Source organism: Virgibacillus alimentarius, assembly GCF_000709085.1.
In the GTDB taxonomy this organism is placed as follows: Bacteria; Bacillota; Bacilli; order Bacillales; family Amphibacillaceae; genus Virgibacillus_B; species Virgibacillus_B alimentarius.
This window is the reverse complement of record NZ_JFBD01000071.1, coordinates 15,155-38,452: the sequence shown is the minus strand read 5'-3', so window position 1 is coordinate 38,452 and position 23,298 is coordinate 15,155. Positions and strand designations below refer to the sequence as shown.

Annotated in this window: 26 protein-coding genes; all 26 read left to right on the top strand. The window is 35.1% G+C overall.

All coding sequences use genetic code 11. From position 1 onward, the window contains the following. The first annotated feature begins 78 nt into the window (after positions 1 to 78). The 26 genes from GZ63_RS0111820 to fliJ all read left to right on the top strand — a co-directional run bounded on the left by GZ63_RS0111820 (position 79) and on the right by fliJ (position 23,290). Positions 79 to 468, top strand: a complete 390-nt coding sequence (locus GZ63_RS0111820) for a YlqD family protein (RefSeq protein ID WP_029269800.1) — start codon at positions 79 to 81, stop codon at positions 466 to 468. A gap of 17 nt (positions 469 to 485) precedes the next feature. After that, complete coding sequence (rimM, locus tag GZ63_RS0111815; protein WP_029269798.1) at positions 486 to 995, top strand: ribosome maturation factor RimM; 510 nt, start codon at positions 486 to 488, stop codon at positions 993 to 995. Beyond that, positions 995 to 1,732 (top strand): tRNA (guanosine(37)-N1)-methyltransferase TrmD, encoded by a 738-nt coding sequence (gene trmD, locus GZ63_RS0111810; RefSeq protein WP_029269796.1) that lies wholly within the window; start codon positions 995 to 997, stop codon positions 1,730 to 1,732. Before rimM ends, trmD begins: the two co-directional genes overlap by 1 nt. A gap of 142 nt (positions 1,733 to 1,874) precedes the next feature. Further along, positions 1,875 to 2,219: a 50S ribosomal protein L19 gene (rplS, locus tag GZ63_RS0111805; RefSeq protein ID WP_029269794.1), complete on the top strand. Its 345-nt coding sequence runs from the start codon at positions 1,875 to 1,877 to the stop codon at positions 2,217 to 2,219. A 96-nt stretch (positions 2,220 to 2,315) separates the two neighbouring features. After that, on the top strand, positions 2,316 to 2,882 hold the full coding sequence (gene lepB, locus GZ63_RS0111800) for a signal peptidase I (RefSeq protein ID WP_029269791.1): 567 nt from the start codon (positions 2,316 to 2,318) through the stop codon (positions 2,880 to 2,882). Between the two features lie 55 nt (positions 2,883 to 2,937). Then, positions 2,938 to 3,780 carry a ribosome biogenesis GTPase YlqF gene (ylqF, locus tag GZ63_RS0111795; protein WP_029269789.1) on the top strand — a complete coding sequence of 281 codons (843 nt, stop codon included), beginning with the start codon at positions 2,938 to 2,940 and terminating at the stop codon, positions 3,778 to 3,780. 105 nt (positions 3,781 to 3,885) lie between these two features. Next, complete coding sequence (locus GZ63_RS0111790) at positions 3,886 to 4,677, top strand: ribonuclease HII (RefSeq protein ID WP_029269787.1); 792 nt, start codon at positions 3,886 to 3,888, stop codon at positions 4,675 to 4,677. 25 nt (positions 4,678 to 4,702) lie between these two features. Next, a complete protein-coding gene (locus tag GZ63_RS0111785; protein ID WP_029269785.1) occupies positions 4,703 to 6,493 on the top strand; it encodes a hypothetical protein in 1,791 nt (596 codons plus the stop codon). Next, entirely contained in the window at positions 6,490 to 6,774 is a 285-nt protein-coding gene (locus GZ63_RS0111780) for an EscU/YscU/HrcU family type III secretion system export apparatus switch protein (protein WP_029269783.1), read from the top strand. Before GZ63_RS0111785 ends, GZ63_RS0111780 begins: the two co-directional genes overlap by 4 nt. 119 nt (positions 6,775 to 6,893) lie before the next feature. Then, on the top strand, positions 6,894 to 8,054 hold the full coding sequence (sucC, locus tag GZ63_RS0111775) for an ADP-forming succinate--CoA ligase subunit beta (protein WP_029269781.1): 1,161 nt from the start codon (positions 6,894 to 6,896) through the stop codon (positions 8,052 to 8,054). A gap of 98 nt (positions 8,055 to 8,152) precedes the next feature. Further along, entirely contained in the window at positions 8,153 to 9,055 is a 903-nt protein-coding gene (sucD, locus tag GZ63_RS0111770; protein ID WP_029269779.1) for a succinate--CoA ligase subunit alpha, read from the top strand. A gap of 70 nt (positions 9,056 to 9,125) precedes the next feature. Further along, a complete protein-coding gene (gene dprA, locus GZ63_RS0111765) occupies positions 9,126 to 10,022 on the top strand; it encodes a DNA-processing protein DprA (RefSeq protein WP_029269777.1) in 897 nt (298 codons plus the stop codon). A 117-nt stretch (positions 10,023 to 10,139) separates the two neighbouring features. Beyond that, the gene (gene topA / locus GZ63_RS0111760; protein ID WP_029269775.1) at positions 10,140 to 12,221 is read left to right on the top strand and encodes a type I DNA topoisomerase; all 2,082 of its coding nucleotides are present in this window, start codon (positions 10,140 to 10,142) and stop codon (positions 12,219 to 12,221) included. A gap of 115 nt (positions 12,222 to 12,336) precedes the next feature. Beyond that, entirely contained in the window at positions 12,337 to 12,648 is a 312-nt protein-coding gene (locus GZ63_RS0111755; protein WP_029269772.1) for a hypothetical protein, read from the top strand. Between the two features lie 298 nt (positions 12,649 to 12,946). Beyond that, positions 12,947 to 13,864 carry a tyrosine recombinase XerC gene (xerC, locus tag GZ63_RS0111750; protein ID WP_029269770.1) on the top strand — a complete coding sequence of 306 codons (918 nt, stop codon included), beginning with the start codon at positions 12,947 to 12,949 and terminating at the stop codon, positions 13,862 to 13,864. Between the two features lie 25 nt (positions 13,865 to 13,889). Further along, positions 13,890 to 14,435 carry an ATP-dependent protease subunit HslV gene (hslV, locus tag GZ63_RS0111745; protein ID WP_318842382.1) on the top strand — a complete coding sequence of 182 codons (546 nt, stop codon included), beginning with the start codon at positions 13,890 to 13,892 and terminating at the stop codon, positions 14,433 to 14,435. A gap of 19 nt (positions 14,436 to 14,454) precedes the next feature. Beyond that, entirely contained in the window at positions 14,455 to 15,852 is a 1,398-nt protein-coding gene (gene hslU / locus GZ63_RS0111740) for an HslU--HslV peptidase ATPase subunit (protein ID WP_029269766.1), read from the top strand. Positions 15,853 to 15,908: 56 nt separating this feature from the next. Beyond that, positions 15,909 to 16,688, top strand: a complete 780-nt coding sequence (gene codY, locus GZ63_RS0111735) for a GTP-sensing pleiotropic transcriptional regulator CodY (RefSeq protein ID WP_029269763.1) — start codon at positions 15,909 to 15,911, stop codon at positions 16,686 to 16,688. Between the two features lie 205 nt (positions 16,689 to 16,893). Further along, the gene (gene flgB, locus GZ63_RS0111730; RefSeq protein ID WP_029269761.1) at positions 16,894 to 17,292 is read left to right on the top strand and encodes a flagellar basal body rod protein FlgB; all 399 of its coding nucleotides are present in this window, start codon (positions 16,894 to 16,896) and stop codon (positions 17,290 to 17,292) included. A gap of 2 nt (positions 17,293 to 17,294) precedes the next feature. After that, entirely contained in the window at positions 17,295 to 17,750 is a 456-nt protein-coding gene (flgC, locus tag GZ63_RS0111725; RefSeq protein WP_029269759.1) for a flagellar basal body rod protein FlgC, read from the top strand. A 20-nt stretch (positions 17,751 to 17,770) separates the two neighbouring features. Beyond that, positions 17,771 to 18,079, top strand: a complete 309-nt coding sequence (fliE, locus tag GZ63_RS0111720; protein ID WP_029269757.1) for a flagellar hook-basal body complex protein FliE — start codon at positions 17,771 to 17,773, stop codon at positions 18,077 to 18,079. 62 nt (positions 18,080 to 18,141) lie between these two features. Further along, positions 18,142 to 19,755, top strand: a complete 1,614-nt coding sequence (fliF, locus tag GZ63_RS0111715) for a flagellar basal-body MS-ring/collar protein FliF (RefSeq protein ID WP_029269755.1) — start codon at positions 18,142 to 18,144, stop codon at positions 19,753 to 19,755. A gap of 11 nt (positions 19,756 to 19,766) precedes the next feature. Next, entirely contained in the window at positions 19,767 to 20,777 is a 1,011-nt protein-coding gene (fliG, locus tag GZ63_RS0111710) for a flagellar motor switch protein FliG (RefSeq protein ID WP_029269753.1), read from the top strand. Continuing rightward, positions 20,770 to 21,537, top strand: coding sequence for a flagellar assembly protein FliH (gene fliH, locus GZ63_RS0111705; RefSeq protein WP_029269751.1), 768 nt, complete (start codon positions 20,770 to 20,772; stop codon positions 21,535 to 21,537). The genes fliG and fliH overlap by 8 nt, the downstream gene beginning before the upstream one ends. Further along, positions 21,534 to 22,853 carry a flagellar protein export ATPase FliI gene (gene fliI, locus GZ63_RS0111700; protein WP_029269749.1) on the top strand — a complete coding sequence of 440 codons (1,320 nt, stop codon included), beginning with the start codon at positions 21,534 to 21,536 and terminating at the stop codon, positions 22,851 to 22,853. Before fliH ends, fliI begins: the two co-directional genes overlap by 4 nt. Beyond that, entirely contained in the window at positions 22,853 to 23,290 is a 438-nt protein-coding gene (gene fliJ / locus GZ63_RS0111695; protein WP_029269747.1) for a flagellar export protein FliJ, read from the top strand. Before fliI ends, fliJ begins: the two co-directional genes overlap by 1 nt. Positions 23,291 to 23,298: the final 8 nt, after the last annotated feature.

Below are 23,298 nucleotides of genomic sequence, written 5' to 3'. Positions count from 1 at the left end.
TTTTTTACAATTATTTATAATCTCTGTACATGTACCTGTTAAATATTTAGTGGTTTTTAGTGGGAGAGAGGAAAATACATGCAAATAATCAAAAAAGTACAAATTAAGCAAATTCTCACAGAGAAAAGCAAAGCTGAGCTACATACAAAATTTTTAAAGTCGAAAATGCGGCTTGAACAAGAGTGTCAACAATTATTATTTGAACAAAAAAAATTAAAAAATAAGACGGGAATACCTAATATAGAGATAGATAAGCGTTTCCAGCAAGAAGTAGCTAATCGTAAAGAAAAAATAAAATTAGTTGACTTTAAGATTGAACAATTGGACACGCTGGAATTAGGAAATGAAATTATAGAAGGAGAAGTTGAAGCTCTTGTTGAAGTTAAGGAAGGATCGCATTGGGATGACATTATGGGAGAACAGGCAATAGTTATTAAAGACCAAACCGTTATTCGAATTGAAAAATAGCAGGTGATAAAGTGAACATGAATATGTTTAGTGTAGGAAAAATTATAAATACACATGGAATTCAAGGGGAAGTAAAAGTAAAGCGGATCAGTGACTTTGATGAACGGTTTAATGTAGGTGAAACATTATATGCAGTAGAAGAGAATGAAAATCCTATTCCGCTTGTTATAGATGGCCATCGCAACCATAAGGGCTTTGAGCTAATGCATTTTAAAGGCTATGATTCGATTAACGACGTTGCGCCTTTTAAAGGAATGTATTTGAAGATTACCGAAAAACAATTAACTGAATTGGAAGAAGGCGAATACTACTACCATGAAATTATTGGAAATACAGTTTTTACAGATACTGGTGAAAAAATAGGAGAAATTTCTGAAATTTTATCACCAGGAGCCAATGATGTATGGGTTGTTAAACAAGAAATAGGTAAAGATATCTTAATTCCTTATATTGATGATGTTGTTATTGAAGTAGATGTCCCAGCAAAAAAAGTAATTATTAAGCCAATGGAAGGACTGTTTGATTAATGCATATTGATATATTAACGCTATTCCCGGACATGCTTTCAGGCATGTTCAATACTTCCATTTTAAAAAGAGCACAAGAAAAAGAAAAACTCAGTTGTAATCTCATCGACTTTCGAGAGTACGCAGCGAACAAACATAAAAAAGTAGATGATTATCCATATGGAGGCGGTGCAGGAATGGTTTTAGCTGCACAGCCGATTTTTGATGCAGTAGAAGCGGTCACAAATGAGCAACAAGAGAGGCCGCGCATCATATTGATGTGCCCGCAAGGTGAATTATATACACAGAAAAAAGCAGAAGAATTAGCGAGGGAAGATCATCTCGTATTTATTTGTGGTCATTATGAGGGGTATGATGAAAGGATCAGAGAACATCTTGTTACAGATGAAATATCCATTGGGGATTATGTACTAACTGGCGGTGAACTTGGAGCGGCAGTTGTAGTTGATAGTGTTGTTCGACTTCTTCCGGATGTACTGGGTAATACTGCTTCAGCTCCTGAAGATTCATTTTCTACAGGATTGTTAGAGCATCCGCATTATACTCGTCCAGCTGATTTTAGAGGAATGAAAGTCCCAGATGTTTTACTATCCGGAAATCATGCTCATATCGAAAATTGGCGAAGGAGAGAATCTTTCAGAAGAACATATAATCGAAGAGGAGAGTTGTTTTACAACTTGGATTTATCAGAAGAAGATCAAATATTATTAGATGAGATTAAAAAAAATCAGGATTAAAAATTCCTGTTAAATATATTGAAGTCAGTGGCTCAATATGGTATATTTATTGATGTGCTTTAGCCTTGGCTATAAGCTGTATAAACGATGTTCCGCTATCGGGTAAAAGATAAGAGCATTGGTTTGGAAGGAGTGAAGTAAAATGCAAAAAATTCTTGAAGATATCACAAAAGATCAATTACGTACGGACCATCCTGATTTCAGACCAGGTGACACGGTAAAAGTTCATGCGAAAGTTGTAGAAGGTAGCCGTGAGCGTATACAGATTTTTGAAGGCGTAGTTATCAAACGTCAAAACGGAGGAATCAGTGAAACATTTACAGTAAGAAAACTTTCTTACGGTGTAGGTGTTGAGAGAACGTTCCCGGTACATTCACCTCGAGTTGCAAAAATTGAAGTTGTTAGACGCGGTAGTGTTCGCCGTGCTAAACTATACTATCTTCGCAATCTGCGTGGAAAAGCAGCACGAATTAAAGAACGTCGCTAATAAAATCGTTATGGAAAGGAGCTTGCCTACATTGACAAGCTCCTTTTTGCTTTTTAACATAGTAATAAAATCTCAGCAGTGAAGGATGGGAATCACATGGCTAAACGGAAGAGTGATTGGTTTGATTGGATAAAAGCTATATTAATCGCTTTTGCATTAGCATTTATTATTCGGATGTTCTTTTTTGCCCCAATTATCGTAGATGGACCTTCCATGCTACCAACGCTTCATGATCGGGATCAGATGATTGTAAATAAATTTAACTACCGCATAAGCGAACCAGAACGCTTTGATATTGTCGTATTTCACGCTTCCGTTCAAAAGGATTTTATCAAACGAGTGATTGGTTTACCTGGTGAACATGTACAGGTAAAGGATAATGTGCTGTATATTGACGGTGAAGAAGTGGAAGAACCTTTCTTAAAAGATCAAAAAAATAAAATAAAGTCATATCAAACGTTAACAAATGATTTTAAATTGGAAGACCTCCCTGGTGGTTATGAGACAATTCCAGAAGATCATGTGCTTGTTCTCGGGGATAATCGAGAAAATTCAACAGATAGCAGAATGTTTGGTGTGGTGTCGATGGATCAAGTTGTAGGAAAGACAAGCCTAATTTACTGGCCTTTTGATCGAAAAAAAATACTAGGTGCAAATGAATAATCAAGGCTGACAATAACTTATGTAAATACAACTATAAATAGGGAAGGGTGAGATTATGTCTATTCAATGGTTTCCCGGACATATGGCGAAAGCTAAACGAGAAGTAGAGGAAAAATTAAAGCTTGTGGATTTTGTTATGGAATTAGTGGATGCACGAGCTCCATTATCATCACAAAATCCTATGCTTAAGCAAGTTTTACAAAATAAACCGAAGATGATTGTCTTAATGAAAAAAGATTTAGCAGATACCCGAGAAACAAAAAAATGGATAACTTATTTTAAAGAAAAAAACATACCAGCAATTGCGGTAAATGCCAACGATAAAGAGGACATAAAATATATCATCCAAACAGGAAAAGAACTAGGTCAGGAAAAAATGAATAAGCTCATTAAAAAAGGAATTCAGCCAAGACCTGCGCGTGCAATGATTATTGGAATACCGAATGTTGGTAAATCCACTTTAATAAATAAATTGGCAAATAAAAAAATTGCTAAAACTGGTGACAAGCCAGGAATTACCAAACAACAGTTATGGATTAAAGTAAAGAATGATTTTGACTTGCTGGACACGCCTGGAATTTTATGGCCGAAATTCGAAGATGAGCATGTTGGTTATCGTTTAGCCGCAATTGGAACAATAAAAGATCAATTATTGCCATTACAAGATGTCGTTGCCTTTGTCATTAAATATATCCAAGAACATTATCCTAGCTTATTGGAAGAACGATACGCTATTGATCGAGAAATGGAGGATATGTGGGAGATTTTCGTTGCAATTGGCAAACAAAGAGGAGCTTTGGAAAGTGGCGGAAATGTCAATTTTGATAAGGTGTCTGATATCGTGCTAAATGATCTGCGTACAGGTAGGCTTGGCAAAATAACATTAGAATCCATCTAGTACTGGAGACATGCATCGTAAAGGATGGATGTCTCATTTTTTAAAACACTTCAAAAAAGACAAAGTCCAGCCGATAATAAGATAGAGAACGAGGTAGAAGCAACCATGCAAAAAAAATCAATTTTAGAACTAAAACAATTATTTGATCAAGGAGAAATGAAAGAAGAGTGGATAGAGGTTTTAAGGTCGGATAAACGTAAAGGAGTCCAAAAGCTAATTAAGAGCTATGAGAAGAGGAGACAACAAGAAGAAGCATTAGAGAAAAAATTTATGGAAATGTCATTATATGAACGCCAAAACTATGCGAAGGGAAATACATTAGTAGCGGGGATAGATGAAGCGGGACGGGGGCCGTTGGCAGGACCAGTTGTGGCTGCCGCTGTTATTTTACCTCCTAATTTTAAATTACTTGGCTTAAATGACTCAAAACAATTAACGAAAACAAAACGTGATATGTTTTTTAATACTATTAAGGAGCAAGCCATTAGTTATGGTATTTCTATTATAGACAATCAAAAAATCGATCAAATGAATATTTTTGAAGCAACAAAATATGCGATGTTTGATGCGTTTCAACAATTAAAACCAAAACCAAATCATTTATTGATTGATGCTGTAGAACTATCTCCTTTACCTTGTACAACTGAAGTACTTATCAAAGGAGATCAAAAAAGTATAACGGTAGCAGCTGCTAGTATTTTAGCGAAGGTCACAAGAGACCGTATCATGGAAGATATACATAAAGAGTATCCAGCGTATGAATTCTCTTCCAATATGGGGTATGGAACAAAGCATCACCTAAAGATATTATTTGAGAACGGGCTAACTCCTTATCATAGAATATCATATGCACCAGTCCGGCAAGTGATTAGTGAAAGTAAAAGCTTGGGAGAATAAATGTAAAGGTTGGAGGTGATTCTAATTGGGTATATATAATGTTTTCTCCAAAAAAGTTTTATCAGCTATTAATCAAAAAAGTGAACAATACACTCTGAGGACTGAACAGATTGTACAAGGTAAAATTTTAAAAATATTTCAAGATAATAAAGCTCATATACAACTTGGATCTCAAAAAATGACAGCTCAATTAGAAGCCTCATTAACCACTGGAAAAAAATATCTTTTTCAGGTGAAGTCAGCTGAAGGTGCAGTTCGACTAAAAGTGCTTGGTGAGCCATTAAAGGCCGGTATACAAACCAACGTGCAGCATCTAATGAGTCAATTTGGGGTAAAGGCAACAAAAACGTCAATGGGATTCATCCAGGAGTTGATTACTAAAAACATTCCCTTTCGAAAAGACCAATTGATAAAAGCTTTACAGCTAATAGAAAGCTCTAAACATAGGCTCCAAGCTCAGCAAGTTCTACAAGCAATGATTGCTCGTCGTATTCCTGTTACAGAGCCTGTTTTTAATGCGTTATACACATTAAAAATTGCAACTTTTACTGAACAGATAAGACCTTTATTACAACATCTCCAAAAAGAGACGAATCAAAAACCATCATATCAAAAGATCAAAAATATGCTTGAGAACATAATTGATCCCCCGCTAAAAACAAAGAATATGCTGATTGGTCATATTGCTGCGGAAATTAAGAATAATCATCCGCATTTTTTAAATTTGTTAAAAGCAGCCGGTTTAATTGATTCAACTGTAACATTTTCAGCTTGGAAATCAGAGTGGACATCTTTTCTACGAGAAAACAATTTAACCCCCTCTAGTATAGCGAATCGAAATTTAGCAAATGTAAGCCTGCCCAATAAGATAAATGAAACGCTTCTAATCAAAATACTTGAGAAGCTACTAGTAAATCATTCACGTATAAGGAGCGTGGCCCAACAGATCATTAATGCTTTTGGAAACTCGTTGAATAAAGCTATTGTCACTAATCTTTCATTGCAAGGACAAGAATATGCTAAATTAAAAAAACGAATCATTCGAGACTTCATTCCTTTAATCTCAAAGGGACAGCAGATTACACTTTTAAAAAGTTTACATAATAACCCAGTAGCTCTTCAAAACCTTTATACAAATTTACAAGCTTTGTCTAATGAGCAAACTTACCTTACAGTTGAACAGTTTTTAAGATCGGAAACTAGAGAGCAATTTTTAAGCCAATTAAAGCTAATACTGAATTCAATTGGTTTATCACATGAAAACCTGATCAAACAGGATGCAACCGAACAACAAATTAGTACGATGAAGTCGTTGCTCATCCAAGTGCTGCAGGAAGAGAATGGACAGAGACAAAAACGTTTCAGGCACTTTTTAAACTTTATAAATGGAATGCAATTGCAGTCAGTTAGCGAAACAAATAGTACTATTCAAGCAAGTTTGCAATTTCCAGGAGAGAGTATTGGGTTAAACGGCGATTTATTTTTGGATATCGAAGGGGACAAAAGCGAAAATAATAGGATCAATCCAGATCACTGTCGAATATTTTTTTATTTAGATTTAATGAATATGAAAGAGACGATTATTGATATGCATGTCCAAAATCGCTTGGTAGCAATTACGGTTTATAATAACCATACCGATTTAAAACATAGCACCAAGTTTTTGCAGTCGGTTTTAAAAGAAGGACTTGCAGGGATAAATTACCATCTAACAACGATTTCTATGAAGTCATTAAATGCAATTGATAAGTCAAAATCCAACTGTTCTTTTTTAAACCGCCAACAAAACGATAGGGGAGTCGATGTTCGAATATGAGTGAATATCGGACAAAAAAAGCTGTTGCCCTCCAATATAATCGGGATCAGCAATATGCACCAAAAGTTTCAGCTAAAGGTAAAGGACTTGTTGCAAGTACAATTATTGAAAGGGCAAAAAAAAATAATATACCTCTATTAGAAGATGTAACTTTAGTTGAACTTCTATCTGATTTAAATATAAATGAAACGATACCTGAAGAATTATATCAGGCAGTAGCAGAAGTTTTTTCATTTATTTATCGCATAGATCAATCGATTCAAGCAGACAAAAAAGACTAAAATGACATACTTTATTGTTAGATGATGTCACTTTAACATGGATTAGCGCAAATTGTTGTGAAATTTGTAGATTTTTAATACAATAGTTATGCATTGAAATTTTGATGGGAGGATAAAGGATGAACATTCATGAGTATCAAAGTAAAGATATTTTGCGAAACTATGACGTAAAAGTTCCTAATGGTCATGTTGCATATACAGTAGACGAAGCTGTAGAGGCTGCAGAAAAATTAGGAAGTTCTGTTACAGTCGTTAAAGCACAAATCCATGCTGGTGGCAGAGGAAAAGCCGGCGGGGTAAAGGTCGCAAAAAATTTAGATGAAGTGCGTACATATGCTGAAGAAATCCTAGGTAAAACACTAGTTACGCATCAAACTGGTCCAGAAGGTAAAGAAGTTAAACGTCTTCTTATTGAAGAAGGATGTGACATTAAAAAAGAATATTACATTGGTCTTGTACTAGACCGTGCTACTTCTCGAGTTGTAATGATGGCATCCGAAGAAGGTGGTACTGAAATAGAGGAAGTTGCTGCTGAAACACCGGAGAAGATTTTCAAAGAAGAAATTGATCCAATTGTAGGTTTAGCTGGATATCAAGCTCGGCGCTTAGCATTTAATATTAATATTCCTGATGAGCTAATCGGTAAAGCTGTTAAATTTATGATGGGGCTTTATCGTACATTTGTTGAGAAAGACTGCTCAATTGCAGAAATTAATCCGCTTGTTACAACTGGTGATGGCGAAGTAATGGCTCTAGATGCTAAGTTGAATTTTGATGACAACGCATTATTTCGAAATAAAGATATAATGGATTTGCGTGATTTAAGCGAAGAAGATGAGAAGGAAATCGAAGCTTCAAAACATGATTTAAGTTATATTTCTCTAGACGGAAATATTGGCTGCATGGTGAATGGTGCTGGTCTTGCTATGTCCACAATGGATATTATTAAGCATTACGGCGGAGATCCGGCGAACTTCCTTGATGTTGGGGGCGGAGCAACAGCTGAAAAAGTAACAGAAGCATTTAAAATTATCTTGTCCGATTCCAATGTTAAAGGTATTTTTGTAAACATCTTCGGAGGAATTATGAAGTGTGATGTTATAGCTGAGGGTGTTGTAGAAGCTACAAAACAAGTTGGATTAGAAATACCTCTTGTTGTTCGTTTAGAAGGAACTAATGTCGAGTTAGGTAAGAACATTTTAAATGAATCAGGATTAAATATAACATCTGCAGATTCCATGGCAGACGGCGCGCAAAAAATTGTTTCAATGGTTAAATAACAAATATTTTTTCACCTATAAAAAAAAGAATACATTTATGAAGACTTTTAATTAACTATTGCAATGTATTTAGGTTTGTATAGAAAGGACGGACGAAAATGAGTGTATATGTTGACAAAGATACAAAAGTAATTGTCCAAGGAATTACTGGTGGCACAGCTAGATTCCATACAAAACAAATGCTTGAGTATGGCACAAAAATCGTTGGTGGTGTAACACCTAAAAAAGGTGGCACTGAAGTTGAAGGTGTACCGGTTTTTAATACGGTTCAAGAAGCAGTGGAGGAAACTGGAGCTACAGCATCTGTCATTTATGTACCTGCCCCATTTGCAGCAGATGCAATCCTTGAAGCTGTAGACGCAGAATTAGATCTTGCAATTTGTATTACAGAACATATCCCAGTTATGGATATGGTAAAAGTAAAACGTTATATGGAAGGCAAAAAGACACGTTTGATAGGTCCTAACTGTCCTGGTGTTATTACAGCAGACGAGTCTAAAATTGGTATTATGCCAGGATATATTCATAAAAAAGGCCATATTGGAGTAGTTTCTCGTTCTGGTACATTGACGTATGAGGCAGTACATCAATTGACTGAAGCTGGTTATGGCCAAACATCAGCTGTAGGTATCGGTGGCGATCCAGTTAATGGAACCAATTTCATCGACGTTTTAAAAGCTTTTAATGAGGATCCGGAAACATATGCAGTTATTATGATTGGTGAGATTGGTGGTACTGCTGAAGAAGAAGCTGCCGAATGGGTAAAGGCTAACATGACCAAACCAGTAGTAGGCTTTATTGGCGGAGCTACTGCACCTCCAGGAAAACGTATGGGACATGCTGGAGCGATTATTTCTGGAGGAGAAGGTACTGCAGAAGCAAAAAATCGCGTCATGAAAGAGTGCGGTATTAAAGTAGCTAAAACACCTGCTGAGATGGGTGAAACGATGATTGAGGTTCTGAAAGAAAATAACTTGCAAGAGAAATGCAAAACACTTTAAATGAAAAGGACCCGAAAGTATTGACACTTTTGGGTTCTTTTCTTAAAAATGAACAAGAGGAAGTGATTTATTGCAATCTATTCGAAATCGGCTCATACATATTCATAGATGCCGTGGTATTACACGAAAAACAATTCAGAGGATCCTTCATGACGACCCCACTTTTAAACGAGTTTATGAATTGCGCCCCGCTCAGCTTAGCAGGCTTTTATTACTCTCTATGAAAAATGCTATTACCTTTTATAAAGATCTACGTAATGATGCATTAAAAAAACAAATAAAACAGGATGTAAATCAATATACGATCATAACAATAGTTGACGAAAACTATCCACATGTGTTAAAACCTATTAAAGATCCACCATTTGTGCTTTATGCTAAAGGAAACCCCTTATTGTTACAGCATTCACCTGTACTTAGTGTAATTGGAACGAGAAATCCATCCACAGAAGCATTGCTAAAAATGAAACTCATCGTAAAGCCATTGGTTGAAAAAGATTGGGTTATAGTAAGTGGGATGGCTAAGGGGATCGATAGTTATGCGCATAAATTAGCATTAAGTTATACAGGGAAGACGATTGCTGTTTTAGGCGGTGGGTTTAATCATATTTATCCGAAACAAAATTTTACGTTATTTAATCAAATCGCAGAAAAAGGATTGGTACTATCAGAATACCCCCCTAACGTCCCTCCAAAGCGGTACCACTTCCCTGAAAGAAATCGAATAATTAGTGGGTTGAGTTTTGGGACTTTAGTAATTGAAGCTACTGAAAGAAGTGGTACATTGATTACGGTAGATCAAGCCCTTGATCAAGGAAGAGAAGTATATGCTGTACCTGGATCACCACTTATACCTCAAACGAAAGGATGCCATCAAATGATTCAAGATGGAGCTAAACTTGTTCAAACTGTTGAGGATATACAGGAAGACTGGGAAACAATTGGCAGCAATTTTTTCTCTCAGTGATATATATAAATGAAAGCCCTTTTTTTACAGTATGTTTGACAAAAAGGTAGTATATATTTAATATTAGTGAAGATTTTAAATTCTAGAATTTGTACCTCACTGTAGGAGGAAATAAATATGTCAGATTATCTTGTGATTGTTGAATCGCCTGCAAAAGCGAAAACAATTGAACGTTATTTAGGAAAAAAATATAAAGTGAAAGCATCAATGGGACACGTTCGTGATTTACCTAAAAGTCAAATGGGCGTAAATGTTGAGGAATCATATAAACCCAAATATATTACCATTCGCGGTAAAGGCGATGTATTAAAAGATTTGAAAAAAGCAGCGAAAAAAGCAAAAAAAATATATTTAGCAGCCGACCCTGATAGAGAAGGGGAAGCTATTGCATGGCACCTAGCATATGCACTTAATGTAGATGAAGATTCGAACTGTCGTGTCGTATTTAATGAAATAACAAAAGATGCTATTAAAGAATCTTTTAAACATCCAAGGTCCATTGATATGGATTTAGTTGATGCGCAGCAAGCTAGACGGGTTCTAGATCGTTTGGTCGGTTATAACATCAGTCCTTTACTATGGAAGAAAATAAAAAAAGGGTTAAGTGCTGGACGAGTTCAATCGGTTGCATTAAAAATGATCATTGACCGGGAAAACGAAATAGAAAATTTTAAACCGGAGGAATATTGGTCGATAGAAGCGAATTTTCAAAAGGGGAAAAGTAACTTTGAAGGTTCCTTTTATGGAATTGATGGCAAGAAAGCAGAATTGAAAAATGAAAAGGAAGTAAAACAAGTTCTTGATAAATTAAAAGACAAAAAATTTACAATTCGTAAAGTGAATAAAAGAGAACGGAGAAGAAATCCAGCCAAATCATTTACAACTTCTTCTTTACAACAGGAGGCAGCCCGAAAGCTTAACTTTAGAGCTAGAAAAACAATGATGGTTGCCCAACAACTATATGAAGGTATTGATCTTGGGAAAAAGGCGGGTGGGATTACTGGTTTAATAACATACATGCGTACAGACTCAACCCGAATATCAAATACTGCAAAAGAAGAGGCGAAGGCATATATTAAAGAACAGTTTGGTGAAAAATATTTAGGAATTCAAAAAGGATCTGGAAATAAAAAAGAAGGCACACAAGATGCTCATGAGGCTATCCGTCCTACTTCTACGATTAGAGATCCAAAATCACTAAAGGAAGTTTTGTCTCGTGATCAATTTCGCTTATATAAATTAATTTATGAACGATTTTTAGCAAGTCAAATGGCTCCAGCAATTATGGATACGATAACAGCCCATTTAGAAAATAATGGAGTTGAATTTCGGGCAACTGGTTCTAAAATTAAATTCAGCGGTTTTATGAAGGTATATGTTGAAGGAACTGATGATAAGAAAAAGGATGAAAATAAATATTTACCTAATTTAGAAGAAGGAGAAATTGTGGATGCGAAAGAGATTACTCCAAACCAGCATTTTACGCAGCCACCACCTCGATATACAGAAGCTCGATTAGTACGAACCATGGAAGAGAAGGGGATTGGGCGTCCTTCAACATACGCACCTACTTTGGACACCATTCAGCGCAGGGGTTATGTAAGTATTGATAATAAACGTTTTATTCCTACTGAATTAGGTACGATTGTAGTCAATATGGTTAATGAATTTTTTCCGGAAATTATTGATGTTGGCTTTACTAGTAAAATGGAGAGTGACTTAGACTCTATTGAAGAAGGAAAATCAGAATGGATTAAAGTAATAGATGATTTTTATCAAGACTTTCAAAAACGTTTGGAAGTTGCTGAAGAGGAAATGGAGAAGGTGGAAATCAGGGACGAACCTGCCGGGATTGATTGTGAGAAATGTGGGCATGAAATGGTTTATAAAATGGGACGATATGGCAAGTTTTTAGCGTGTTCTAACTTTCCAGACTGCAGGAACACAAAGCCTATTTTAAAGGAAATTGGAATAAAATGTCCTAAATGTAAAGAAGGCAATGTAGTTGAAAGAAAGTCAAAAAAGAAACGCAAATTTTATGGGTGTGATCGTTTCCCAGAGTGTGATTTTGTATCATGGGATAAACCAATAGCAAGGTCTTGTCCAAAATGTGAATCATTATTAGTCGAGAAGAAAACTAAAAAAGAATCACAAGTAAAGTGTACGAATTGTGATTATAAAGAAGAAGCCCAAGGTTAACATTGAACTGCTCGTGGTTGGTACGAGCAGTTTTTTAGTGGAAATATTTTATTCTTTCTAAAGTTTTAAAAGGGGAACAAAAGGGAATTAGCTTTTACAGAAGGAGGTTATTATCATGACAGAGAGAAAAAGCTATTTTGTTACTGTTGATAAGGATGATATAAGAGAAACCTCGGTAAAAGATGGGATAGAATATGAAATTTACGCGTCTCCAGAGGAATTGAATGAAATCAAAGAATTGTTTGATGAAAAAGACAATGATGTAAAAAATACTGTGAAATATTTGGCAAAACCTTTTAATGAACGGGGAGCAGATGATGAGCGGAATAACTATGATTATCATCTGTTAACTATATATCGCCGGATTTATGACTTAGGAACCGTAGAAACAAAAGCAGAAATTAAAGCATTAGGAATATTTAATTGAAAAGTTGTCCATAAATAATAAGGATACCAAAATAGGGAAGGAAAGCTTACACAAGAGGTTTTGAAGGAGGAAGTGAAAGTTTTTAAAATAGTTGAACTGTGTTGGTTGACTATTTAATCTATAAAAGATATAATTACGCCTTGGTAAGTATAAAACCTTTACACAGCGATGTTCACCATTTTCTCAATACAATATCAATCCGATGCTTGTTTCTGAATTTTGTTACAATTTTGTTAAATTTATTGATTTACGATTTATTGTATGATATGATTTATTCGCTGTTCAGTGAGGTGTAGATTTGAATAATCGAACTTATCATTATAATTCTTTTGTTGAATACTTGCAAATTGAAAAAAACGCATCGCCATATACCATTAAGTATTATCTGAATGATCTGGAAATAATGTTTGCGTTTTTGGAAAAAGAAGGAATTAGTAATTTAAATGATATTGATCATAATGTTGTACGATTGTTCCTAACAGATCTTTATCATCAACAATTGAGCAGGAGATCTGTATCAAGAAAAATATCTAGTTTGAGAAGTTTTTTTCGATTTTTAGAAAGAGAAAATCAGGTAAATAAAAATCCATTTATGCAAATAACGTTACCAAAATCAGATAAACCAATTCCGGAATTTATATATATGGAAGAGTTGGAGAAACTGTTTAAGGTTAACGACCTAAGTGATCCAATCGGTCAAAGAAATCAAGCTATTTTAGAAATACTATATGCAACAGGTATGAGGGTTAGTGAATGTCAGGGTCTCCTGCTTGAAAATATTGACTTTTCATTAAACATATTAAATGTGCAGGGAAAGGGACGAAAAGAACGCTACATTCCCTTTGGACACTTCGCAGAAGAAGCCTTAAGAGTTTACATAAATGATGGCAGAACGAAGCTATTGAAAAAAGCACATTCGTTGACCAACACAGTCTTTTTAAATGCCAGAGGGAATCCTTTAACAGCAAGAGGAATTCGGCTAATTTTGAATAAAATGGTGGAAAAAGCGGCATTGACAATTCATGTGAATCCACATAAATTACGACACACTTTTGCGACACATATGTTAAATGAGGGTGCAGATATTCGGTCTGTGCAGGAATTATTAGGTCATGAAAACTTGTCATCAACACAAATTTATACACATGTAACAAAGGATCGTTTGAAAAGTGTCTATATGAAAAGTCATCCAAGAGCAACAACTGATGATCATTAAAATCAGGTTAAAAGAGGTGAGAAATGTGGCAAATCAAATGCATGCCACAACTATTTTTGCGATTAGGCATAACGGGCAAGCCGCAATGAGTGGAGATGGCCAGGTTACTTTAGGAAACGCGGTTGTTATGAAACATAAAGCAAAAAAAGTACGGACATTATTTAATGGGCAAGTTCTGGCAGGATTTGCTGGTTCAGTTGCAGATGCATTTACTTTATTTGAAAAGTTTGAAGGGAAATTACAAACATTTAATGGGAATTTAACAAGAGCATCTGTTGAGTTAGCCCAAGAATGGCGTAGTGATAAGGTTTTACGCAAACTGGAAGCGATGCTTATTGTCATGAATAAAGACAATATGTTTTTGGTATCCGGAACAGGCGAAGTAATAGAACCAGATGACGGTATATTAGCGATCGGATCTGGCGGAAATTACGCCTTAAGTGCTGGCAGAGCATTGGTGAAACATTCGAATGATTTAACTGCAAAAGAGATTGCCCAGTCAGCATTAGAAATTGCTGGGGAGATATGTGTGTACACGAATAATCATATAACTTTAGAAGTACTTGAATAAAAGGAGGTTTTTGAATAGGATGGCAATCAATTATACTCCAAAACAAATAGTAGAACAATTGGATCGCTATATCATTGGTCAGCATGATGCAAAAAAATCAGTTGCTGTTGCCCTGCGTAACCGATATCGCCGAATGCAGCTTGATGAATCAATAAAGGACGAGATTGTCCCAAAAAACATTCTAATGATCGGACCAACAGGTGTAGGAAAGACAGAAATAGCAAGAAGGTTAGCGAAATTGGTTGGTGCACCTTTTGTAAAAGTAGAAGCAACAAAATTTACAGAAGTTGGTTATGTTGGCCGTGATGTTGAATCAATGGTTCGTGATCTAGTTGAAATGGCTATGCGAATGGTGAAGGAAGAAAAGATGAGTAAAGTCATGAGCAAGGCTGAAACTGAAGCAAATAAAAAGCTAGTAACATTACTTGTTCCCCAGGCTAAAAAACATCAATCTTCCATTAAAAACCCATTTGAAATGATATTTTCTAGCCAAGACAATGATAAAGATGAAAACAATGATACTGAAAAAGATGAAGAGATAAAAAATAAACGAAAGCGGACGGAACATTTATTAGCTCTTGGGGAATTAGAAGATCATACAGTCACTGTAGAAATAGAAGAATCTCCACCTTCGATGTTTGATATGCTCCAAGGGTCGGGCATGGAACAAATGGGTATGAATATGCAGGATGCCTTAGGTCAGTTTATGCCTAAAAAGAAAAAAAAGCGTAAACTTCCAGTATCTGAAGCAAGAAAAGTTATAACTCAACAAGAAGCACAAAAATTAATAGATATGGAAGAAGTAGTACAAGAAGCTGTAGAACGCTCAGAACAATCAGGAATTATCTTTATTGATGAGATTGATAAAGTTGCAGCAAAGCAAGAAAATGCAGCGAATGTTTCACGAGAAGGTGTGCAACGCGATGTTTTACCGATTGTTGAAGGTTCAACAATCGTTACAAAACATGGTCCAGTAAAAACTGATCATATGCTATTTATAGCGGCTGGTGCTTTTCATATGGCAAAGCCCTCTGATTTAATACCAGAATTACAGGGACGGTTTCCAATTCGTGTAGAACTTGAAAAACTAGTTGTAGAAGATTTTAAACGAATACTAAATGAACCTTCCAATGCATTATTAAAACAATATCAAGCGTTATTAAAGACAGAAGGTATAAATGTTGTTTTTACAGACAAAGCTATAGAAAGACTGGCAGAAATAGCATATGAAGTAAATCAAGATACTGATAATATTGGTGCGCGCAGACTTCACACAATATTAGAAAAGTTATTGGAAGATTTGTCATTTGAAGCAACAGATATAAATATGGAGACAATCGAAATTACTCCAACGTATGTAGATGAAAAATTAAGTACAATTGTAAAAAATAAAGATTTAAGTCAGTTTATACTCTAAGGGAAAAGGAACATTAAAACGTATTATAATCTCGAATATTGAATGGAGGATCATTTATGGAACTATTAAATCGTGCAAGAAAAATTAATGCAATGTTACAAACAACTACAGGTAAATCAGTGAATTTTAACGATATGTCTGCAACACTAAGGGATGTTATCAAGGGAAATATTTTTATTTTAAGCCGTAGGGGAAAACTATTAGGATATGCTATTAATCAGGAAATAGAAAACGAGCGAATGAAAAGCATGCTTGAAGAAAGAAGGTTCCCTGAAGAATACACGAAAGGTTTATTTAGTATTCAAGAAACAACAGCGAATTTAGATATTGACAGTCAATATACTGTTTTTCCTGTTGAAAATCGTGAGCTATTTCAAAATGGTTTAACAACAATCGTGCCAATTATAGGCGGGGGCGAACGTTTAGGAACTCTTATTCTAGGAACGTTAACAGATGAGTTTAATGAAGATGACTTGCTTCTTGCAGAATATGGTGCTACCGTTGTTGGCATGGAAATATTACAAGAAAAATCAGCAGAGATAGAAATGGAAGCAAGAAGTAAGGCTGTTGTTCAAATGGCTATAAGCTCCTTGTCATATAGTGAGCTTGAAGCAATCGATCATATTTTCGAAGAATTAGATGGTAACGAAGGCTTGCTTGTTGCAAGTAAAATTGCTGATCGAGTAGGTATTACAAGATCTGTTATTGTTAATGCATTAAGGAAATTAGAGAGTGCTGGTGTAATCGAATCTCGTTCACTTGGTATGAAGGGGACTTATATCAAGGTGTTAAATGATAAATTCCTAGTAGAATTAGAAAAATTACGTACAAGGTAATATATAAGGAAAAAAAGCTAGCCGATAAGGTTAGCTTTTTTTGTGTTTTAATGGGTTTAAAGTCCCGTTTTTTTATAAAATATTTGTGAGTAAGGTAATATCTGTCAAATTCGATAGACTTTAATCCTCATATAAATTATAATAATTGGTAGTAAAATACATATTTCGACTTATATAGAATGGGACAAAAAGAGGAGTGATCCATGTGGATTTATTTGGCAGTACCGTACGGATGCTAGAAGGCTCGCTAGACTATTCAGCAGTCAAAAATCAAACAATTTCTAATAACATTGCAAATATCGACACACCAGGATATAAGTCAAAAGATGTTGTTTTTAGGAATGTTTTGAATGATGAATTGAACAGCGCTTCTAAGATGAAAAGGACCCATCCTAAACATATGCCATTCGATAACGGATCTGCAAGTCGCTCGTTTCAAACAATTACTAAAATGAATTCGAATTACAACCATAATGGAAATAACGTGGATATTGATAAAGAGATGGCTGAATTAGCAAAAAACCAAATTTATTATCAAGGATTAGTTGATAGACTTAATGGCAAGTTTCATACAATACAAACAGTGATTAGAGGAGGTAAATAGTTTTGTCTATATTTAATGCTTTCAACTCAAGCGCGAGTGCATTAACAGCAGGAAGATTACGGATGGATATCATTTCTTCTAATATTGCTAATGCTCAGACTACTAGAGCCACTATGAATGAGAATGGAGAATATGAGGCCTATAGACGAAAAATGGCGGTAGTGACACCAAAGAATAAAAGCTTTCAATCATTATTAGACAAAGCTACTAGAACTCACTATAATGCGGGATCTGGTGTTGAAGTATCCAAAATAATGGAAGATGAAACTCCTTTTAAATATGTATATCAGCCTGCACATCCTGATGCTGATGAGGAGGGATATGTACAACTCCCTAATGTTGATCCACTAAAAGAAATGGTGGATTTAATGAGTGCAACACGATCATATGAAGCGAATGTAACAGCTTTAAATGCTAGTAAAAATATGTTGATGAAAGCATTGGAAATTGGAAAATAATTAACAAGGAGTAGTATAAAATGAATCTAACAACGAGCAATATATTAGAGCCAATATCACCTCTTTCATCGTCATCAAGACCAAAATACTTGCGTGAGGCATCGCAAAGTTTGGATTTTTCAAATACATTGAAAAAAGCACTAAATAAAGTGAACGATGCTCAAAAAGAGTCGGATAAGAAGACGGAAGCATTAGCTATGGGGGAAATTCATAATTTGCATGATGTAATGATAGCTGCTCAAAAAGCAAGTGTTACTCTTGAGACAACTGTACAAATTCAACGAAAAGTTATTGATGCCTATAATGAAATAATGCGTATGCAAGTTTAAATAATATAAAAGAAAATAAATATGTAGAATGAAGGACGTTTTTGGATTTGGCGGGGGAATTTATGAAGGAAAAAATTAAAAGCTTCCAAAATGCAGCGAAAAATGTGTGGATGGAGCGAACAAAATCTCAGAAGTTAATTTTTATTGGATCATTCTTGATTATTTTGATCATAATACTTGCTATAATTTTTTATCAGTCGAATAAAAAACTCGTTCCCTTATATAATAATTTATCCCTACAAGAGGTCGGACAAATTAAAGATGAACTTGATACGCGAGGAATTACATATGAATTAGAAGAGGCTGGCACTACGATTACTGTACCAGAAGATGATGTAGATACATTGCTTGTTGATCTTGCGGGGCAGGGATTGCCAAACAGTGGTAATATCGATTATTCATCCTTTAGTGAAAATTCCTCTTGGGGGGTTACTGACAATGAATTTAACGTTATGAAACTCGACGCAATGCAGACTGAATTAGCCTATTTAATGAAAGAAATTGATGGTATTGAAGATGCAAAGGTAATGATTAATATGCCTGAAGAACCTGTGTTTGTCAGTGATAATTCAGAGGAAGCTAGTGCTTCAATTGTGTTAAATACAAACCCGGGTTATGAGTTTAAGGGGAACCAAATCGATTCACTTTATCATTTAGTTTCAAAAGCTATTCCTAACTTACCAGCTGAAAATATCGTAATTATGAATCAATACTTTGAATATTTCGATAAAAACACACAAAATGCTGGTGGTAATGAAGATAAACATTCTTATCAGCAGATGGTAAAAAAAGATATAGAGAAAGATATTCAAAAAAGACTTCAACAAATGCTTGGTGCATTAGTGGGAACAGAAAAAGTGATTGTTTCAGTGATAGCAGATGTCGATTTCACGGAAGAAAACCGGACTGAGGAACTTGTTCATCCAGTTGACATGGATAATATGGAAGGACTGCCAGTAAGTATTGAAACAGTTCATGAAACATATTCCGGAACCCCTCCTGTTGGTGGAACAGCCGGTACTGGAGATGAAGATATTCCTACATACCAAGGTACGGAAGATGATCCAGAGGGTCAATATGAATTAGATAAAGAAACGGTCAACAATGAATTTAATCGAATTCGAAAAGAAATTATCGAAAGCCCATATAAAGTTCGAGATTTAGGTATACAGGTGGCGGTAGATCGTGTGAAAAATGGGGATGGGAAAGCTATTCAATATTTATCTCAGCAGGATCAGAATGCTGTTAAGGAAGGGATTAATTCTATTTTAAATTCTGTTGTTAGTACCTCAATAGATAAGGATTATGGTGAAATTGATCCTGAAGAAAACATATCTATTGTTTTTCAGGAATTCAGTGATAATCAGCCATTTTCCGAAACCGCTCATCCTTTTATTCCTGTCTGGATGTACGTTATAGGAGCCATTCTGCTAATTATTATTACCATTTTAATCATTTTATTATTGCGAAATAAAAAGAAAAACGCAGAAGATGAACCAGTTTCTGAAACAATTTCAACGGAAACACAACCGGAGATTCCCCGCGTTAATGTTCCGGAACTGGATGAACAACCAGAAAGTGAATTGATCGTCCGCAGAAAACAGTTAGAGAAGATGGCAAAAGAGAAACCAGAAGAATTTGCGAAGCTTTTAAGAAGCTGGATTAGCGAGGAATAGGAGGATTGCATATGACAAAATATAAAAGATTAACAGGAAAACAAAAAGCAGCAATTCTCTTAATTACGCTTGGTCCAGATGTATCTGCACAAATTTATAAGCATTTAAATGAAGAAGAAATCGAGAAATTAAGTTTAGAAATATCCTCCGTGAAAAAAGTAGATTCCAGACAAAAAGAGGATACATTAGAGCAATTTTATCAAATAGCTTTAGCACAAGACTATATTTCGCAAGGGGGAGTTGGATATGCTAAGACGGTTCTAGAGAAGGCTTTTGGCAAACAGGAAGCAACAAATATTATTAATCGTTTAACGTCTTCATTACAGGTAAGACCATTTGAATTTGCCAGAAAAGCCGAACCTCAACAACTATTAAACTTTATTCAAACAGAACACCCGCAAACTATTGCACTCATTTTATCGTATTTGGATTCGGAACAGGCGGGTCAAATATTATCTGATCTGCCACAAGAAATGCAGGCGGATATAGCAAAACGTATTGCAACAATGGATTCTACCTCACCTGAAATTATAAGTCAGGTGGAACAAGTGTTAGAACGAAATGTCGCAACTTCCTTAACAGAAGATTATACACAAACTGGAGGCATTCAAGCAGTAGTTGAAGTATTAAATGGGGTTGATAGAAGTACAGAAAGAACTATTCTTGATGCATTAGAAGTTCAGGATCCTGAATTGTCAAATGAAATTAAAAAACGGATGTTTGTTTTTGAAGATATCGTTATTTTAGACAACCGTGCGATTCAAAAAGTGATACGTGAAGTCGAGGACAAAGATTTACAACTATCTCTTAAGATAGCGAGTGACGAAGTAAAAGAAATTATATTTAAAAATATGTCTGAGCGGATGGCGGAAACATACAAAGAAGATATGAAGTATATGGGTCCAGTTCGATTAAAAGAAGTGGAGGATGCGCAAACAAGTATTGTATCGGTTATCCGAAAACTAGAGGAAACAGGAGAAATTGTAATTGCTCGAGGTGGAGGTGATGACATAATTGTCTAAGCTCTATTCTTCCAGCCCTTTAAAATTAACAGAAAGAGTAATTAAAATAAAACCAATTGAACTTATTAAGGATAAAGCACAGATTCATGAGGGGGAATCCTACGATAGTGAATACCAAGCGATACAAGAGGAAATACAAATAGGATATGAAAAGTTACAAAAACTTAGAAAACAACAACAAGATATTTTAAATGAAACGAAGGCTAAGATTGAAAAGGAAAAAGAAATTTGGGAGATCGAAAAACAAAGTTACTTGGAACAAGCAAAAGAAGAAGGATATCGTGCGGGCTTTGAATTAGGCAGGCAAGAAAGTGTCCAACAATATGAGCATTTATTAGAAAAGGCAAATACGATAATAGACGCAGCTATTGTAGATTACCATCATACAGTGGAACAAAATGAAGATATGATTTTAGCAATAGCTATTCAAACTGCGGAAAAAGTGTTGAAACAAAACCTATCGACAAATCCTGAAGCATTTTTAATCATTGTTAAAGAGGCGATCAAAGAATTAAAAGATCAAACAGATATTATTATGTATTTAAATCCCGATGACTACGTAAATGTTTTACAACAAAAAGAGGAATTAGAATATATTTTTGAAAATAAAAAAGATATTACATTGCATATCGATAAGAATGCAGAAAAAGGCCATTGTTTAATTGAACATCCCTTTGGACAAATAGACGCAAGTATTGATACACAATTACAACAAATACGTAATACTCTGCTTGAATTAGTGATGGAGAATAAACAATGAATATAGACCATTTACTTACTGCCATTGACAAAGTAGATCCATATAAGCGGTATGGGAAGGTTTTAAGAGTAGTTGGAATTATGATTGAATCGCATGGACCAAGTGCCAATATTGGAGAAGTATGTCATATACATGTATTAAAAAACTGTAAAGCTCCCGTTCTCGCTGAAGTGGTTGGTTTTGATCGTGAAAAAATTATACTTATGCCGTATACAGAAGTAGTAGAAATTGGACCAGGTTGTTTAGTAGAAGCTACAGGAAGATCGCTCACAGTGAAAATTGGACAAAGACTAATTGGCGAAGTAGTAGATTCATTAGGGCAAATACTTGATCAATCTCCACTTCCTGAAGGTCTATCAAATTACATAACTGAACAATCGCCACCGAACCCAATGTTACGCGCGCCGATATCAGAACCAATTCAAGTAGGGATAAGGGCGATTGATTCATTGTTAACAGTTGGACAAGGACAGCGAATTGGTATTTTTGCGGGAAGTGGGGTAGGAAAGAGTACACTACTTGGAATGATTGCACGTAATAGTAGTGCGGATGTAAATGTAATAGCTTTAATTGGTGAGCGAGGACGGGAAGTTAGAGAGTTTATAGAAAAAGACCTCGGTGAGGATGGTTTGAAAAAAACAATTGTTGTTGTAGCTACTTCAGATCAACCGGCACTTATGCGTATAAGAGGAGCTTATACAGCAACAGCAATTAGTGAATATTTTCGTGATTTAGGTTATCAGGTTAATTTAATGATGGATTCCGTTACTAGGGTAGCTATGGCACAAAGAGAAATTGGGTTGGCAACTGGAGAGCCTCCGACAACAAAAGGATATACACCATCTGTATTTGCTATATTACCAAAATTATTGGAACGTAGTGGTTCTAGTGAAAAGGGAACGATAACGGCCTTTTACACAGTTTTAGTAGATGGGGATGATATGAATGAACCAATAGCAGACACAGTACGGGGGATTTTAGATGGGCATTTTGTGTTAGATCGAAAGTTGGCTGAGCAAGGACAATTTCCAGCGATCAATATATTGAAATCAATTAGTCGTGTAATGAATCACATAACGGATCAAAAGCATCGTGAAATGGCAAAACAAGTACGTACATTAATGGCTACATATGAGGAAAATAGTGAATTAATTCATATTGGTGCTTATAAAAAAGGAACTGATTATGAGATAGACAGATCAATAGCTTACTATCCAAAAATCCAAGCGTTTTTAAAACAAGATATATTTGAACAGGAAACACTAGAAAATGCAATTGAAAAAATGCAGATGTTATTTAGTGAGGGGATGGATTAATGGCTGAAACGATCGCGTTATCTAAAATTTTACGTGTATACGAAAAAGAAAAGACAGATGCACAAAAAGCATTTAATCAATCAATAACCTTATTCGAAGAGGTTGCTAACCAGTTATATACACTATTAAAAAGAAAAGAAGACGCAGAAAGCTTTTATGATAGCAATGTAGAGAAAGAAGTACCGATTGAAAAGATTAGGGAGCAGATGATCTATATTGAAAGATTAAATAAACAAATTATCAATCTACAAGCAGAGGTTAACAAAGCAAGGAATGTAATGAATTTCAAGCAAATGAAACTGAAAGATGCACATATTGAAATGAAAAAATTTCAATCCATTCTAAAGCATCGAGAAATGTCTAAAAAAGAAAAAGAAAAGAAAGATGAAAATTTAGCAATGGATGAAATTTCAATTCAACAACATATTCGAAGTTAATCAGGTGA